9 protein-coding genes and 1 pseudogene are annotated in these 18395 nt (G+C 51.7%); 1 reads left to right on the top strand and 9 read right to left on the bottom strand.

Annotation, left to right across the window (positions count from 1 at the left end; all coding sequences use genetic code 11):
- Positions 1–22: 22 nt before the first annotated feature.
- Genes TX85_RS04640 through TX85_RS04630 form a run of 3 tightly spaced genes read right to left on the bottom strand, consistent with a single transcriptional unit; the run spans position 23 to position 10874 of the window.
- Positions 23–4912 (bottom strand): GH92 family glycosyl hydrolase, encoded by a 4890-nt coding sequence (locus tag TX85_RS04640; protein WP_044479804.1) that lies wholly within the window; start codon positions 4910–4912, stop codon positions 23–25.
- 34 nt (positions 4913–4946) lie between these two features.
- On the bottom strand, positions 4947–6578 hold the full coding sequence (locus TX85_RS04635; RefSeq protein WP_044477943.1) for an S-layer homology domain-containing protein: 1632 nt from the start codon (positions 6576–6578) through the stop codon (positions 4947–4949).
- Positions 6579–6602: 24 nt separating this feature from the next.
- A complete protein-coding gene (locus tag TX85_RS04630) occupies positions 6603–10874 on the bottom strand; it encodes a discoidin domain-containing protein (protein ID WP_044477942.1) in 4272 nt (1423 codons plus the stop codon).
- 820 nt (positions 10875–11694) lie between these two features.
- Between TX85_RS04630 and TX85_RS04625 the strand changes: the two genes are divergently transcribed.
- Positions 11695–12627 carry a VOC family protein gene (locus tag TX85_RS04625; protein WP_044477941.1) on the top strand — a complete coding sequence of 311 codons (933 nt, stop codon included), beginning with the start codon at positions 11695–11697 and terminating at the stop codon, positions 12625–12627.
- 126 nt (positions 12628–12753) lie between these two features.
- Here TX85_RS04625 and TX85_RS26230 read toward each other — a convergent pair.
- From TX85_RS26230 to TX85_RS27280, 6 genes and pseudogenes are all read right to left on the bottom strand, one after another.
- A pseudogene (locus TX85_RS26230) lies at positions 12754–13402 on the bottom strand (zinc-binding dehydrogenase); the annotation flags it as partial.
- Positions 13403–13414: 12 nt separating this feature from the next.
- The gene (locus TX85_RS04615) at positions 13415–14371 is read right to left on the bottom strand and encodes a LacI family DNA-binding transcriptional regulator (protein ID WP_262362643.1); all 957 of its coding nucleotides are present in this window, start codon (positions 14369–14371) and stop codon (positions 13415–13417) included.
- Positions 14372–14484: 113 nt separating this feature from the next.
- A complete protein-coding gene (locus tag TX85_RS04610; RefSeq protein ID WP_233500607.1) occupies positions 14485–14616 on the bottom strand; it encodes an alpha/beta hydrolase-fold protein in 132 nt (43 codons plus the stop codon).
- Between the two features lie 34 nt (positions 14617–14650).
- On the bottom strand, positions 14651–16003 hold the full coding sequence (locus TX85_RS04605; protein WP_044477938.1) for an alpha/beta hydrolase: 1353 nt from the start codon (positions 16001–16003) through the stop codon (positions 14651–14653).
- Between the two features lie 524 nt (positions 16004–16527).
- Entirely contained in the window at positions 16528–18135 is a 1608-nt protein-coding gene (locus TX85_RS04600; RefSeq protein ID WP_044477937.1) for a mannitol dehydrogenase family protein, read from the bottom strand.
- On the bottom strand, positions 18135–18395 hold a 261-nt coding region (locus tag TX85_RS27280), incomplete at its 5' end, for a mannonate dehydratase (protein ID WP_233500606.1). The genes TX85_RS04600 and TX85_RS27280, both read right to left, overlap by 1 nt.

Genomic DNA, 18395 nt, shown 5'->3' with positions numbered 1-18395 from the left:
GTCTTCTCTTTAAAATGACACTTTACTTCAACGAAAAGCTTGCATTATCAAAGTTGCCGATATAGGTATACTTCGAGTCCGTCGTCCCGGTCAGGACAAGGTAAATATCCTGAACCCCGGTTACGGTCTGTGTCAATGAAGTCGTTACCGTCGCATAGGTTCCCCAGGAGCCCGCCGTCGGCGGAACCTTCACTTTGCCGATCAACGCTCCACTCACCGAGCCCAGTCGAATCTCTACCTCTGCATCGGGTGAACAGTTGTTGCTATTCCCGGAATATTCAATGGAGAATTGATCGACCCCGACCGTGCCAAAGTCCATTCCTTTATAGGCGAGCCATGCTCCATCAAAGGTGTTCGCCACCTGTTGTCCGCTCTTTCCGTCCTCCGTCTTCATCGGACTATTCTTGGCCGGATTCAGATCCGTGGACCAGGCATCATAGAGCTCCAACTCCAGCTTGGCATAGTCGCCTCTGATCTTATCGAACGTAAAGCTGTCCAGATTGCCGATATATGGTTGATTGGAATTGGTTGTTCCTCTCAGAACGATATAGAGATCCTGTATCCCCTTAACCGTAGTATTCAGCTCAGCAGCAGCAGTTCTGTAAGTTCCCCAACCACTGCCCGTCTGTGTCAGGTTTACAGTTCCGATCAATGTACCATCTACCGCTCCAAGACGAACTTCAGCCCTTGCATCTGCAGGTGCTCTTCCTGTAGGGGAATCGTATACCATTTGGATCCGATTCATTCCCGCAGTTCCGAAATCAACGCGCTGGTAGGCTAGCCATGCACCGCTAAAGGTGTTTTTTACCACGGTCCCTTCGTTGCCCTCTTCGGTTCCTAACGGATTTCCATTATTGAAATGCTTGTCCGTCGACCAATCCGTCTTGCTCTCGAACTCGATCGTCAGCTTCCCGTCTACAGCTTCAAAGTTTGGCGTATCCGCCGGAGGCTCCGGTTCGATCGAAGGTTCCGGCACATCCGGCAGCTTGACTGGAACCGGCAACGGCTCCGGAAGCGGTTCTTCTTCCGGCGTCCCCGGATCCGGATTCGGATTGGGTTCCGGCTGCGATTCTGCTTGGGACACAATCGGATCAGCCAGCCAGAGCGAATCATAGATGTTGCCTTCATATTTATCTACCAGATAAATATTGACCTGATATTTCTTGGCATTTACATTAAAAGCTTGAGTCAGATCGAAATCTCCGGTTTTGACCGGGATCGCACTGGTCACAAACGCTTGCTCGCCGCCATTCATTAGCTGGATTACAGCAACAGCCGAGTCCGCATATGCCCCCTTCAGATTACCGGTTATATCAACGAGCATATTACCCGAGCGTGTTACTTCGGCGTTCAGGTCGAATACATCCCACTTAATATCCGAGGTGTATACAGCATCTGAAAGTAACGGCTCGCCCGCAGCTACACCCAGAGCTTCATTTGCCTTTACCCGCACCTGAACTGCACCGATCTCATAATCGACCGGACCGACTAGCTGCGGATTGGCCGTAGCGGTCATCCAGGTCCGGCCTCCATCTGTACTGAACTGATAATCAGACGGCTGGCTGAAGCCCGTTACATAGGTCCATCCGAAGGAGTTGGCTGTATCATCTACCACCGGATTTGTCGGAGCAGCAGGCTTCGCCAGCTCTCTCACGGCAGCCAGCTTGAAATCAAATGCCACATCCGAGCTAGTAGCGTTCGACTGATGCACTTCCACGGCAATGACATTAGTGCCCTCTATGAGCAAGGAAGGATCTACTTGGTAGACGTTCCAGTCCCGTTCATCATTCACCGTTACATTAGCATAAGTGTTATAGCTCACCGCACCGGCTGGCATATTCGTCCGAATGATTTCCTGACCGTTCAGGTATACCACCGCACCATCGTCGCGAATCAGAGAAGCGTCCAACTCGATCAGACCGTCCAGGTCGGCAACTTCAAAGGTCTTACGGAAGTAGGTGGTCGGGTATTTGTTATTGCTGTCCGGTCCGTAGCTTACCGTCGTCTTTGCATATCCTTTATTGTCGTATCCAAGCGGTGCAGCACCCGATTTCCAGGCACTATCGTCATAAGTAAGACCTGTCCATCCATTGCCGGCATAGCTTCCCTTATCAAAATAATTCCATTCTGCTCCTTCAGCAAGCAGCTCCTGACGGGACAAGCTGCTGTCCACATTTGACCCGTAATCCGTTGCCGGCGGAGCCGCTGAGGCCTTGGCTCCCCAAGCTGTATTCGGCACGGAGGTCATTTCGAATTCAAGCGTGCCTCCATTCATAATATCCTCATAGCTGATCCACGCCTGATCAAAAACCTTGCCATTCAATTGCGCGGATTGGATAAAACGATTTTCGCTAGAAACCTGGTTTGCCTTGATCGTAAACGTCTTGCCTCCATCCAGATGCAGCTTCACTTCCGAGAAGATCGGCGACCCGATCAGGAAAGCCGCGTCTCCCGGATTGGCAGGATAGATCCCCAATGCACTATACACGAACCAGGAGGCCATGGCTCCCGCATCATCGTCCATCGAAGACAAATAGCCTTCGGGATCGGCCCGGTATATCCGCGATTTCATCGGATAGCTATACAGCCCGTGGTTATGATATTTCTGGGTTACAACCTCTGTCGTGAACTCGCGCGCATAATATTGCGTCAAATAAGGATAGCCCAAATAGTTAAACAAGTAAGGCGCATCCAGGTCCTGCTCATTGACAGCCATATATTCGTCCCGGCTGAAGAAATCCAGCAGCTGCTTGGCCATTTCCGTCTTGCCGCCCATTAATTCAGCCAAGCCGTCCATATCCTGCGAAGCGGACCAGCGATAGTGCCACAGATTTCCCTGATAGGCGAATTTGTCTACTTTAGCTACATCCTCGCTGCCGACGGTTATCCCGTTTGGAGTAAAGAAGCCCATCTTCTTGCCATTCTCGTCGACTTGATTCGGGTTCCAGAGATCCTTGTAAGATAAGGCAACTTCCTTGTACTTTTCATATGTCGTGTTATCTCCAAGCAGCTCAGCCAGCTTCATTGGAAAATAACCGCTCTTTGCCTTTTCAAGCTGACCGGAAACCTTGTCCTGATCACCGAAGTTATCCGCGTCAACCCCCATCCCTTTCATGGCGGTATAGGCATCGAAATCCTGAAAGCCCTTGGCATAGGCATCAAGCAGAACCGCCCCGTTGAACTCATTGCGCACCGTCGGACTTGGCCAGTACCCATCGCCCCATTGCGTATAGGTGCCGCGCGTCTTGTACAAGTCTGCCAGCGATTTCACCATGTTGTTATATTCAGTTGGAGTCAGCACAGAGAACAAGGCATATTTCCGGAAATCATCCCAGGTTGCCCAGCCGTTATAATATTCAAAATCATTGCCCAGCTCGGAGGCCTGCCGAACCGTATTCTCATCTCTCCCCGCCTTAAACGTGCCCACAGAGCTTGTCACATTTTTAGGATGGAGGAAGGTGTGATACATTTGCGTATAAAAAATCTTCTTGTTCTCTTCATCCGCGTCTGTGATCTCTACCTTATTTAGCAGGTCACTCCATGCTTGGCGGATTTCAGCATGCTGAGCATCAAAGCTCCAGCCTGTGATGTCATGATCACGTTCAACCTTTGCCTGCTCGACGCTGATTGGCGACAGACCTACCTTGGCCTGGATCACCTCTCCGCCAGCATTTTGGAAATTCACCCATACACCGCTGTTGGAGCCGCTGCGAACAGGATCGGTTCCTGTTGCATCTCCTTGCCAGGAGGTATACGAATCGAAATCCTGATCGAATTGGATCGCAAAATACATGACATAGTATCCGTTTCCGCATACATTCTTCGATTTGACCATACCGGTAATTTCATTATTGCTTTCCACCTTCAAATTTGCATCGATCATGCCGGCATAGGAATTGGACAGATCGACCAGGACGGAGCCTGTTGCAGCTGTGTTCGGGAAAGTATAGCGATGAAATCCGACGTTATCGGAAGCCGTAAGCTCCACCTGGACGCCGGAATCGAGGGTCACAGCGTAATAGCCGGCGGAAGCCTGCTCGCTCGACTTGTCGTATTTCTGCTTATATTCATTCACATTTTTGGTGAACGTGCGGGTCTCGGGCATCATCAGGATATTGCCGCCGGCCCCGCTGCAGCCTACACCGCTAAAACGCAGGTGCGAGAAGCCCTTCAGGTTCGTGTCCTGATAATAGTAGCCGCTAAATGCGCCGCCATCGCTGTCGGGTCCAAGCGATACAAGGCCGAACGGCATCGTCGGTCCCGGATTGGTCTGGCCGTTGTCTCCGAGCGTATTAATGAACGGATCTACATAGTCAACCGCCTCAAGATTAACGGGCGGATAGGCAGGCGTCTTTCCGGCTTCAACCCCATACAATTGCAATTCATACAGACGAACGGTATTGGAGTCATACTCTCCCTGGCTAACGTAAAACCGGACGTACCTGGCCGAGAACGGTTCGGGCAAGTAGCGGTCAACGATAGCCTGGGCATTGTTCTGAACGATATCGACGTCTGTCCATATCGTACCGTCGTCACTTTTTTGCAGGCGGAAATTTTTAGTATTCCAGAAAGGGGCATTCTTGCTCTCGCCAACTGCCGCGTTCATGACAACCCATTCATTAATGGTATAGACCTGTCCTAAATCGAGCTTCAGCCATTTGATTTTGGCGCTCGTATTATCACACCATTTCGTGTCTGTCTTGCCATCGACGGCAAATTTTCCGGCCTCATTGCTGTTGCATTGTCCTGAAGCGGTCACTGCCGCGTTCAAGGCAACATTGCGCGTCGGTTCCCCCTGAACGAGTGTGCCCGATGCTGCCGTTGTTACGGGAGACAGCCCAGGGATCAATGATTCTAACAAACTGAATAACAGCAACAGCGTCATGATGATTGCAAAAAACCTTTTTTTCATTGCGCTTGGTTCTCCTCCTTTTTTGAACTGCCTCTCACAGAGAACTGCTCTTCAATAGCCGCTCCACCATGACAGCTACTTCTGCCCGAGTCACAGCTTGGCCCGGATTGAACTTCTTCCCGTCGCCTTGAATCAAGCCATGGCTCCATGCCGTCTCAACCGCTTCCTTAGCCCAATCCGAGATGCTTCCGGCATCTGTAAAAGCAGGCTGTCCTTGCCCGGAGGCTGTTAAATGGAAGTAATCCGCTGCACGATTCAGTGCTACGACTGCCTCCTCGCGGGTAATCTGGTCGTTAGGCCGGAATTTCCCTTCATATCCGGTGATAATACCAAGCGCAGCCGCTTCAGCTACATTTTCGGTGTAATAGCGGCCAGCAGGCACATCTGTGAATCCTCCCGCGGCCGCTTGGCCCGTTGGCTGGCTGCCAGAATGATCAAGTGCCCGCATAATCAAGGCGACAAATTCGGCGCGCGTGATGCTGCGTCCCGGCGCATAATGATTATTGTCCACCCCGTTCACAATCTGTTTGGCAGCCAGCGACTTGACCGAAGCCTCCGCCCAATGGCCAACCAAATCAAGAAACGTCTTGCTGTATTGCAGGATCGTGTAGTAGGAAAAATGATCCGCTGAGAACGTAAATTGACCGTTTTTCAAGACACCTGGCACATATTCCACAGATGCTCCGTCCGCATAATAGACACCGGCCAGATCCGCAGAAATAAGCTGTGCCTGTTCACTTGTCAAAGCTATCGTCACTACAGCGGGTTTATCTAATTGATGAATTTCTTGAATGCTATCGCCGGAAATCAATTGAATGACTACAGAAAGCACGACACCCGTAGCTGCATAATCCGATTGATTTTTTAACGATTGCTCTACCCATGCCTTGGCTTCATTGTTCCAAGCCGCTTGCACTACAATATGGATTCGGGCAGACGAGTCAGCGGCTAGCGATAATGCTCCCGCTGGAAAACGCACCGTCCGATTGCCGGACACAATGATCAGGTCCGTTCCTTGATCGCTTAATTCCGTCAGCGATTTGGCCGGAAATTCCAGCGCTGCCCCGGATTCCGAGGCCGCAGCGGGAAGCTCAATCGTTACGGAGCCATTGGCCTGGCGAGCAGCCTCTGCGAGCACATCACGACCTACGAGATAACGGCCATCCTTGGCCAGTTCAGGCTGAAGCTTTGCCCCATTAGCCTGTCCTGCGTCAGGCGGAATCTCATCGGAATCTATCACAGGACTGCTATTATTATTCGCAGGCGCTGTTGGAGCCGGGCTCGGAGCAGGACTCGGAGTAGGGCTCGTACCGGAGCCCTTGGCCGGAATTGTAAACGTTCCGCTCGCCGTCAGGCCGCCGTTTCCTGCAACCACTGTATATTGTCCTGCAGGAGCCAGGTCTTCCGTCTGAGGGATTGTAACTGTCTGCGAGTAAGCGCCGCTTGCTGCAGGGATCACATCAATATATAAGATGGTTTGATTCGGACTTACAATTTTGACCACAACATCGTCTGATTCATCCGCAACTTCTCCAGAAAGCGTAAGTTGACCGCCGCGTTGCACTTCCTTCACACTGAGATCCAGTGTAAAGGAAGCTGCGGCAAAGACCGAAGCCGGCATAAGCATAATTACCAATGCCAGCATCGCCGCCAAATATTTTCTCACCGTATTGTCCTCCCCTTCAGTCCGTTATTGAAGCACAACCGGTCTTGCCAGTTGGAATGGTACTTCAAGGCTGTTATCAAATTCGTCGAACACGAACACCTTCACGCTGTACTTATTCCCGCTGACGTTAAAATACTGGGAAACATTCAGCTTGCCGTTGTTCAGCGGTATGGCGTTGATCAAGATCGGCTCGTTCCCGTTCAATAGCTCAAACACTACATAGACAGGACCCGTGTAATTCTCCAGCTGCTCGATCTCCACATCCACCTGGAGCTGATCCTCCCTCTTCACCGTTCCGGTCAGCGCAAACGTATCTCTGAACCCGTTCACTGTAAATGGAAGATCCGAAGCCAGCGGCAAGCCTGCTTCTGTTCCAGCCGCAGCATTTCCTTTCACGCGTACCAGAACTGCACCGGCAGGATAGTCATGATCACCAACCGGCTGCGGATTTGACGTCACCGTCCGCCACGTAATGCCTTTGTCTACGCTGTATTCGTAGTCCGAAAGCTCAGCATAGCCCGGTACCAGCTTCCAGCCGAAGGTGTTGCGAGCATCATCCACCACAGGATGGGTTGGCGCAGACGGCGCACCGCCTTGCAGAACTGCCGTCCGGACCTCTGAATTGTCTCGCTTGTCCACAGCTCTGACTGCAAATTCATAGGTTACAGAGAAGTCCAGCTTTTCAATTTCAACCTGGTAGTCTATTTGTCCCGCTACAACAGGTACATAAACGCTCCAATTCGGTCCCAGTCTCCCGCTCGTCTCATAGACCCGGAAGCCGCGAATGAGATCATCCGCAGAATGATCAGCAGGCTGTGTCCAGGATAATACCGCCCCTCCCGTATCGGTCTTATCGATCGACAGCTCTTCTACCGGATTGGGTTTGGCGCTGTTTTGCACAATCGTATAGCTGTCAAACGGATTATCCTCTCCGGAAATATACGTATGGATCGTCAGGCTGTCCTCCGTAATTTGAACCCCCGAATAGATCGGTTTGTACGGCTGTTGATAGACGGCGGCAAAAGACTTGTCCGCGTTCGCGTTAATTCCATAATATTTTCGTCCCGGCGAGTTGTTGATCATATATAGCGTTCCGTCCGGATTCATCACTTGGCCGTTCGTATCGGTAGTCACATTGGCTACAGGCTGATTGTTATACATCTGATAGGATCTCATAAAGACATGGTCGTGTCCTTGAAGGACCATATCGATCCCGAGTTCATCCAGCACAGGATATAGCTTCTGCCGCAGCTCCTTGATATCCGTATCGTTAGCATGATTGCCTACCGAATAAATCGCTTTATGGAAAGCAACGATCTTCCACTTCTTATCTGTTTGAGCCACTTCTTTGCGAAGCCACTCCATTTGCTTGTTGAATGAATTGGTCTGTGCGTCATCCCAAGGGATGTCCCCTGTATTCAGCACCATAATATGCGCGGGACCGTAGTCAAAGGAATATACGGTTCCTCTTGGCTTGGGATCTGTATACGAATCATCCGGCAAATTAAAATGATAGAAGAAATTGTTGTTATTCGGCCCTTCATGGTTGCCGATCGTTGCCATTACCGGCAGATTCATCAACATATCCTGCGGTTGTCCGAAATAATCGCTCCATTGGCTTTCATTCGCTCCGGCATCCACCAAATCACCGGGCATCACCAGAAATCTCGCGTCCGGATAATCGTCCAGAGCGTTTCGGAGTGATTCGGCCCAGACGCGGTAATCCTCGGTGTTCGCGCCTTGGGAGTCCGTCATATACAAAAATTCGAACTCCGTCTCGTGTTCGCCTTCGGTCGTAAAGTGACCGTCCGTGCTCCAATTTCCGTCACTGCCTACCCGGTATTTATAAGCCGTTCCCGGGACAAGGCCGGATGCTATTGCTTTATGGCTGATATAAGTACCTGTTGTGCTGCCCAGATTCAAGTTCTTCAAGACCAGCGTATCTTCCGGCGCACCGGTAAAGCGGAGTACTGCTGCCGAGTTAAAGTCTTGATCAGCAGGTACGACTTCGACAATGCTGTCCAGAATATTTCCCGGGGCATGATCCGGAGCCTCATAAGAGGTATACCAGGCAAAGGAACGAGTCGTCTTCGCGTCACCATACAGGGACATAACAATATCCTTTGGCGAGTAGTCCACAGCTTCCGACTGGTTGACCGGACTAAAGGTAAATTCACTTATGCTTCTACCGCTATTGAACTTCAGTTCGGCTTGTCCATCATATGCGATAGTTACGATTTCTTTAGGCTTGACAGTGCTCTCGAGCTTCAGCTGGAGCATGGAAGGGTCATTTGCCAGCGCAGCCTCTTCAACCTTCAGCTCCTGATCGCCCACTTTTGCCGTTAGATGATCCTTGAGGCCGGAAGGAAGTACATCCAGCTCCTCCATGAGCTGCAAGGATACGGTCTGACCGTTCGCCGCCAAGCTGCCGGCAATAGGGCCGGTATATTCTTCAGGCAAATAAAACGCGGTTGCCGGAACAATCTCCTTCACCATCGTTGGAGTGGACCAGCGCAAGTATAAGTTCGAACCGCCGAAATCTTCGAAATAGTCCACTTTGAAGCTATATTTTACTCCGCTTTGCAAATTCATCGGCTGACTGCTTTGTTCTACGTCCCAATCATTTTCCCAGTGATCGATCACGAGCCGATTGTCAATCCATAAGCGGAATCCGTTGTCACCGATCATGTAAAAGGTATAGTCATTCGTTTCCGGCACTGTAATCTGTCCGGTCCAGGATATGTTGGCATTGTCCTGTTGGCCGACCCAGGTCTGCAGAATCGGGTCCAGATTCGTGAAGTGGATTTGCGGATCAATCATTGTTGATTTGTGTTCGCCAAAATTAAACGGCGTGCCTGTGTTCGTGTAATATTGCCCCAGTAAACCTTGATTCTTCGCGATGACAGGAGGGGCAATATCAGAACTGTTTAATTCCATGGAGAAATACAAGTCTGAACTGCTTCCGCGCTGCTGATGAACCTCCACCGCAATGACGTTCTTTCCATCTAACAGCAGGGAAGGGTCAATATCGAAATACAATTCCTCACGCTCATCGCCTACCGCATCCGGAGCAAGCGTGGTGTAGGTAATGGCTCCTTGCGGCAAATTCGTACGGTAAACCTCCTGACCGTTCAAATAGACCACTGCGCCATCGTCACGGATCAATACGGCAGAGAGCTGCTTAATGTCGTCCGCATTGGCAATCTGAAGCTCCTTGCGGAAATAGGTCGTAATATATCTATTGTTGCTGTCCGAACCATAATCAACCGCCGTGTTCGGCTGTTCCTTACCGCTGCTGGCGTATCCGAAGGAACCCGGAGCCGACTTCCATTGGCTGTCGTCAAAATTAACAGCGGTCCAGGCCGCTCCTTGATTCGAGCCATTATCTAGATAGGTCCATTCACTGTTGTGTGCGATCAATTGCCCTGCCGCTAAAGTCATTACGGTCTTCGGCATGGTCACCACGACTTCCGCAGATGCACTGTGCCCGCCATCTTCCGTAATCACCGTAAGTTCCGTTGTCCCTGGTGATATTGCCTTAACCAGGCCGTCAACACTCACCTCTGCGACAGAAGGGTCTGCCGTGGACCAGGAATAGCCCGGCTCATCCGCATTACTTGGTGCAATGGTTGCCCGAAGTGATTCCGATTCTCCAACCTCAAGCTCCAGCCTTGACTTATCCAGGGAAATACCGGTTACCGGAATGGCATCTGCCGGGGTATTCCCGAACGTTCCGTAAGCCTCGAACTCATAAATGCTCGCCTGATAATGACCATTATCGTTAATCTCACCAGGGTTCGTAATATTCAACTTAAAGTAGCGGGCCGTAACCGGCGCATCCAGTTCATGCTCTGTCACGCCGTATGTGTTATCTGTCACCGTGACCACATGGCTCCAATGAAGCTCATCAGAGCTGGCTTCAATCGTAAAATCGCGGGTATTATACTGCTCTGGCTCCCCCGCTGCACCGGCATGGTACAGCACGAACTTGTGAACCGTTGCCTCGCTGCCCGCATCAACCTCTAACCAATAAGGGTTGCTCTGTTCAGGTAACTGTGCATCCCCTTCGTAGGACCATTTCTTATCAGCATCTTCCCCGTCAATAGCATTGGCCGCTGAATAGTTCTGCGAAATTTCCCCGTTAGCCGTGGCCGCAGCAGCCGCTCCGGCGAATACATTGACGTCACCGGGTTGCGCCACTGCCGGCTGAACCGGAACATACCCCGTTGAGAACAACGAGGTGATAAGTATAATTACTGCTAGAACCCGACTTGTAAGCGCAATCCTGCTCTTCACTCCTAAATTCCCTCCTTGACAAAGTAATGATTGACCTAAAGAATGATATGATTTAAGACCGGTTCAAACAATACATCGATCGTAAAGGGAGGATTAAAGTTTCGTAAAATTTTTTAAAAAGAAAATATAATTTTTCGCATGATACATTTTGTTGACCCTTAATGATCAATGTTATTTTTAATTTTTGCTTGGGCGCCCCGCTTGCTCGGGGCTTTTTGTACATTCGTCTAAAAATGCTATTCTCCCGATTTGTACGAAAAATCGTATGCACAGACACAAAAACGAGACAATTTCAATGAATTTGTATGATTCTTCATACAAAAAGTCTACATATACACCAGACAAAAGGTATTTTGTCCGATTTATCGTATAATTCGCCTTCAGGGCGATCTTCTGGCGACGGGTTGTACGAAATTTCGTACAGCGTACCAACCCTCCTGCAGAGTTTGAACAGAGAAATTGACGCCAATTTTTACTGAGGCTTAAAATTAAGAATGGCCTGAAGCTCCTGCTGAAACATTACACTGACGGTTTAATGGCATGATGCAGAAAGCTCCCAAATTCTCCACTGAAGGAGATTCGGGAGCTCGTTAATTGTTTTGACTTTATACTCACACGAGAAATCAGACTTTAAACCTGGCGACCAAACTCTGGAGTTCTTCCGACATGGTTGACAAAGTGGCGGCGGAAGCCGTAATCTCTTCCACATATCCTTATTTAAAATTGAATGATTTCAAATTAAAAATATTTTCGAGTCACAAAGTTGGTTTTCAGGGTAAAATAGAAATGATAGCCACCCTATATGTTTGGAGGAAAATATATGAGTGACGCCAAAAACGGTCCGCAGATCCATCCCATCATCCCGCACCTCTGGTTCGACAAAGAGGCGAAAGAAGCCGCAGAGTTCTACTGTAGCGTCTTCCCGGATTCCCAGATCACTAGCGCGGTAACGTTGCGCGATACGCCTTCGGGGGATCCCGATCTCGTTTCGTTTACCGTTTGGGGACACTCGTTTATGTCTATCTCCGCAGGGCCGTATTTTAAGATCAACCCTTCCATCTCGTTTATCGTCAATTTCGACCCGTCCCGGGAGGAGAACGCAAAAGAAATGATCGATGAGGTGTGGAGCAAGCTGTCCAAAAACGGCACCGTACTGATGCCGATCGATAAGTACCCGTTCAGCGAACGGTACGGCTGGATTCAGGACAAGTACGGCGTCTCTTGGCAGCTTATGCTGACGAACCCGGCCGGAGAGCCGCGGCCGACGATCATCCCCTCTCTGATGTTCGTGGGCGAAAATTGCGGCAAAGCGGAAGAAGCCCGCGAGTTCTACCTATCGGTCTTCCGCAACGCCAAACCTGGCTCTCTCCTCCGATACGGTCCCGGCCTTGAGCCGGACAAGGAAGGAACGGTGATGTTCACCGATTTTATGCTGGAGAACACCTGGTTTGCGGCCATGGACAGCGCGCACGAACACCAATTCGGCCTCAACGAGGCGGTGTCCCTCTTAGTCAATTGCGAGACGCAGGAGGACATTGACTACTACTGGGACAAGCTTTCCGCAGTGCCCGAAGCCGAACAGTGCGGCTGGCTCAAAGACCGATTCGGCGTCTCTTGGCAAATCTCTCCCGCCGCTCTGGACGAGATGATGGCCAAAGGCACGCCGGAACAGCGCAACCGCGTCACCCAGGCGTTTTTGAAGATGAAGAAGTTCAACCTGGCGGAATTGCGCCAAGCGTTTCAAGGGGAATAAAAAGCGGGAGGATGGCACGGCCCTGCGGCCGGCATCCTCCCGTTTTACAACTCGCTGCCACAGGCCGGTCGGCGATTCGGGGAAGCACGATCAGTTGAAAATACCTGTCGGGCGTTTTCATGCAGCCGTTTCGAATATCGGACGGGTAATCATCAGCTCCCACACGAAGGTGGCGCTTTTAACCTTCAGCATCGTCAAATCAAGCCGTTCGTCAGTCTCTACGATCGAGCAGATTTTTCCCTGCAGCGCGATCGCATCCGCCATGCTTCCAGCGCTTCTCGGTGCTGTTCAGGCAGAAGATGTAATCCACATTCGCGGAGCCCAGCGAATGCAATTGCGGAACGAAGTCTTCGTAGTGGTGATGACAATATCCGCGCCAAGCCCCTTCGTCCATGCCGCCGATTCCGGCCGGGACGCGGTGCCGATGACCGTAAGCCCCGCGTATTTGGCCAATTGGGTCGCGATGGAGCCCACGCCGCCGGCGGCCCCGATGATCAGAAGAGTCTTCCCGGGATTAGCGCCTTGGCCGGAAGATAGGCCCAAACGAAGGAACAAGCCTTCCCAGGCGGTGTTGGACGTCAGCGGTAGCGCCGCTGCCTGCGCAAAGTCCAGCGTGACCGGCTTCAAACCGACGATCGGCTCGTCAACGAGATGATATTCGCTGTTTCCGCCCGGCCACGTCCCAGCCGAGCACTCTCGGCTTGCTTTCCGTCCGGTTCTTCGGCGCCCGCACCTTCACGTCCACCGGATTGGCGGAGACGGCTTGAACGCGGACCCGGAAAACCGCTCACTGCAGCGGAATGGAAATGTACTCCCCGTATGCATCACCCGATCCCACAAACGTATCATCCTTATCCTTCGCATCGATGTAGAAACGCATCAGTTGGAAGGCAAGATCGAGCGGTCCCCGGTTCTCTGCCGATATCAGCGTGCGGACATCCGGAGGCAGCAGCTCCGCACAGCCGCTCGTACAGAAGACGGTCAACTCAAGCTCAAGATCTCGCGAAGCGTTAGCCACGAACATCCCCACGAACTCGTTCAGTACCGCGCCGCGGCCTCCCCGATGCCGCGCCAGAAAATCCGGCAAGCGGTCCGCGTTGCCGGCCGTCAGCACGAAGACCGATTCGGGCTCAAGTTGCGCCGCATCGAGGATCGTCTTCATGGTATCCTCGTTCGTGACGGTATCCAGGACCAGAAAGCGCCGACCGCCTCTGCCGGCTGATCGCTCTCTCCATAACGCGAACGCCTGACGATAATCAATCACGACCTTGTGAAACAACGGGTCGTCGATATAGATGTTAAGCAGCACGATCGGCACCCCCATGCTGAAGTGGATGGAGATGTCCCGGAACGCTTCCTTCTTCACGTCAGCCAGCAGCACGCCGTCCACCTCCCGCTGCCGTACGATCTCGATATCCGGACTTGGCCGCTCGGCGTCCACCCCAAGGACGAGTAGGTGGTAGCCTGCCCGCTTGCAAAGCGCCTCCATTCGTTCGGCCAGCATGCCGTAATAAAGCTTCTTCCATACCCCGTCCCGTTCGTTGCGGGTGAAGAGCAGGGCCAACATGCCCGACTTCCCCCTGACGAGCGAGCGTGCCGTCAAACTCGGAATATAATCCAGCTTCTTGGCGGTATCCAGCACCCGGCAGCGCGTCTCGTCCGTGATCTTCTGGTTGTCCACTTGGTTTAAGACATAGCTGACCGTCGCCACCGAAACCTTCGCTTCGCGGGCGATGTCCTTCATCGTCGTTTTTCTCACATCCAACACCTCGTAGATTCACTAATGCTCTGGTAGGATGATACCATATCCCGGAAGGCGGCCGCCACTGCCGATTCCTGCTTGGAGCCCATCTCGACTCAACGCCAAACAAATGTTGGTGCAAAGATTCCCTGGCCATCGTGCATGTACAGCACGGGAAACCGCTGATCCGGCTCTGTAGCGTACTCGGGAGGCAAATAGACTTGAATGTCCCGCTGATTTCCCAGCACCTCGGAGTAAAATGAAGGGATTATCAATATTCGCTCATTCCGCATTTTCGGATGGGTCATCCTCCCACTCCTCCACGATGAAATGCAAGCATACCGGCTCGGATGTGTCGAATCGTCGGCTCGTTTCTCTTCGCTCATGAAAACCAAAACCCCGCGATACCTTCACATCAAACGCCAGATCTCTGGGCAGCAGGAAGCTTCCCTGATAGAACCCTTCCTGGACTTTCGGAATTTCGAACCCCGCATGGATTTGAGCATCCGCCGGGGTAGTCGGAGGAACCGTCACGCTGATTTCAACCCGCACATGATCCGATAACTCCGGGATGACTTCGAAGCTCGCCGATCCGGTTAGCCCCTTATATCTGACTGTCACCTCGGCCGCTCCTTCGGTTAGTGGAACTATCCGGCCGTCAGAGCCAGCCTCCAACACTTCCGGATGGTCCACCGTATATTCGGCCGACAGCAGATTCATTTCGAAGCCTGTGTCATACGTAACCTTCGGATGCAGCCTAACCCCCGTTCCTCGAAGCCCGACTTGCTTCCTTGCTTCCAACCGCAGACTGCGGGGGCGACCGGTCTCGCCGAACAGGTATAGCAGCGGGCTATGCAGCCGTCTAGCCCAATCCACCTGGGAATGGCCAGCAGATTCGTCGAGCAGAAACATCAGATCATCACCCGGCTTAAATCCGGCCTCAATCAGTTCATCGGCAAACACCCGGACGTGACGGGGCATGATCATGCCTTCCGCTCCGCCGATATCCACCCAAACTCGCATCGCCGGCGGTTTAACCGGATAGGAACGATATATTTCTTGTTCGCGAATCGGTTCAAGGCTGTTTGCACCGCCACCTTGCTCGTTCACCACCGTATGCACCAGGAAAGGCGACAGGATCGCCACCTGTCCGAAAACGTCCGGCCGGCGAAATGCGATATGATACGAGACAAGTCCCCCCGCGGACGAACCGATTAGCGCGGTATGCTCCCGATCCGCTAAAGTGCGAAACCTGCCGTCAATCATCGGCTTCAGTTCCTCGATGAGAAATCGTTCGTACAGCTCCCCCTTGCAGGATGCGTGGAACGCTTCCCGTAGATCTGAATGCTCGTGAAAATATTCGGATGCCCGCTGATCCGAAATAGACGAAACGGCGACGATAATCACTTCTTTCATCCGTCCTTCCCGGCTTAACCGTTCCGCTGTTCGGTGCATCTCCCACGAATCCCCCATCGCGTCCGACGCGAACATATGCCCTCCGTCCTGCGCATAAAGCACCGGGTACCGGCAATTCACCTCTTCATCATAAGAAGGGGGTAAATAGACGTAAACATCCCGCGAATTGTCCAAAAGCTTGGAATAAACCTTGGAAAGTGTGATGATTTTCGCTCCCATTCGTAACCATCCTCCGATTTGATATTAATTCAACTTAATCGTTTAATGATTATCACTTATACGTTTAAGTTAATTAGATATTATTCCGGTCTTTTATTTTTGTCAACAAGTCCTCCAGTAACCAATGCGAAAAGCTCTTGATCGCCGTAACGGCAAATCAAGAGCTCTTCGTAAAGCAGGCCTCCCCGCTATATGTACCTTACTAACCTTTAATGATCAACGCTATTTTACTAAAGTCTTCAAATTTAGTCCAACGATACGCATGTTATTTCTTTTTTGGTTTGGGCACGACAATGATTTCTTGATGAAATTCATCGTATTGCCAATGTAATGAATCGCCAATTTCACTTTCGGATTAATCAGATGATCCATCTATTCAATTCGTCTAATTCGATTCTCATCTATTGGGTTTCATCATCCGTTCATTGCGGAAATAAAAAAGAGAATCCCCAACGTCTGATGATGTCGGGGTTCTCGACAATCTGAATTACCCGCAAGAGGGTCGCAGTTAACTCTCTTTACCGCTATTTCAAGTATTTCTCCAGCGTTTTCCGCACGGCCCCCGGACCTTCCAGCATTTCATAAAACATGCGCTCGATCTTCTCCCCAAGTCCGATCGCGTACAAAGGAACGCCGAAAATGTTCTCGTCCTCAAGAATAGCGCGAACTCCTGAGGTTTTATCGCCAAGCTTCACCCCTGCCAGATGCCCTTGCAACACTTCCAGCAGCGGATCCGGGCTCAATGCGAACGGCTTGCCTTCATCGTCCACTCCCAGCAAGTAGCGGCACCAAGCGGCAATCGCCAGCGGGATGGCCGTTAACTCGGCCGGGTCAAGGTCCTCCCGGCGAATGTACGATTTGATCGTTTCACCGAAGCGGATGCCCACTTTCTGCGAGGTATCGGTCGCGATCCGCTGCGGCGTATCGGGAATAAACGGATTGGAGAAGCGCTCCTGCAGCACTTCGTCCAGGAACTGCTTGGGATTCAAAATGCGGGGGTCAACTACGACCGGCAGCCCTTCGGTGTAACCGATCGTCTCCACGAATCTGCGCAGCGTATCGTCTTTCATCTCATCCGCAATCAACGTAAACCCAAGCAGACAGCCGGATACGGCGAGGGCGGTGTGGAGCGGATTCAAGCAGGTCGTAACCTTCATCGTCTCCACTTTGTTTACGGTGTCTCTATCCGTAAATATAATCCCCGCTTCTTCCAGCCGCGGCCGGCCGTTGGTGAACTTGTCCTCGATCACCAGATATTCGCTGATTTCCGCATTCACGAAAGGCGCGGTATAGGTGTTCTTGGAGGTAATGATCACATCCATTTCACCGATGCCCTGCTCCAACAGCGCAGCCTGCACCGTTTCCGACGGACGCGGCGTAATTTTGTCGATCATGGACAACGGGAACGAAATATTGCGTTCATCTTCAAGATAGTCGATGAAGCCCGCTTCGACCAACCCTCTCTTCGCCCACTCCCTGGCAATCGTCAAGACGGCGTGCTTCAGCTTGTCACCGTTATGCGAGCAGTTATCCATGCTGACGAAAGTCATCGGATACCGGCCTTTCAAATAACGGCGGTAAGCCAGCGAGGCGACAATGCTCATCACGTGAATCGGCTGCACGGGACCAGCTTCCATGTCCTTCTCCACGATGCCTAGGAAATGACCGTCCGGGCCGGTCAGCGAATAGCCTTTTTCCGTAATGGTGAAACTGGCCATTTGCAGACTCGGATGCTCAAAGATCTCGATTAGGCGGCCGTAATCCGCTTCCCGGTTTTTGTCCGCCGTAATCGCCTCAACAATGCTGGCGACCACTTTCTTCTGAAAATCGCCGCGGGCATTCATCAGTACCAGCAGCGTCAAATTGTCATATGGCTTGTAGACCTTGTCGATCATCTCAAAATCAAACGATTCCGCAGCGATAATCCCCGTATCCGCTTTGCCGCTGTCCAGCAGTTTTTGGTGGGCATTCGCCACAAAACCCCGGAAGATGTTGCCTGCGCCGAAGTGAACCCATTCCGGCTTTGAACCTGTGTTCTTCGCCACTTGCGCGATATCAAACTGAGGCAGCTCCACGCCTGCAGCCGCCCATGCCGAGGCATCGGAAATACGATTTAAGGATAAGCGAAGCATTATTTTGTCTCCTTCGCATTTTCCAGGCTGTCCCAAACGCCCAGCAAATACATGACGCCCAGCGCCCGGTCATACAGGCCATAGCCCGGACGGCAGTTCTTCTCTTCTCCCCACAAATGCCGCCCGTGATCAGGACGCACATAACCGGTGAATCCATTTTCGTGATAGGCCTTAACGACTTCCGCGATATCTACGCTGCCGTCACGCCCCCGGTGGGACACCTCGATAAAGTCCCCGTTATCAAACACTTTCACATTGCG

Source organism: Paenibacillus antibioticophila (assembly GCF_000455265.1).
Classification (GTDB): domain Bacteria; phylum Bacillota; class Bacilli; order Paenibacillales; family Paenibacillaceae; genus Fontibacillus; species Fontibacillus antibioticophila.
Note: the sequence above shows the minus strand (reverse complement) of the source record. Positions and strands in the feature narration are given on the sequence as shown.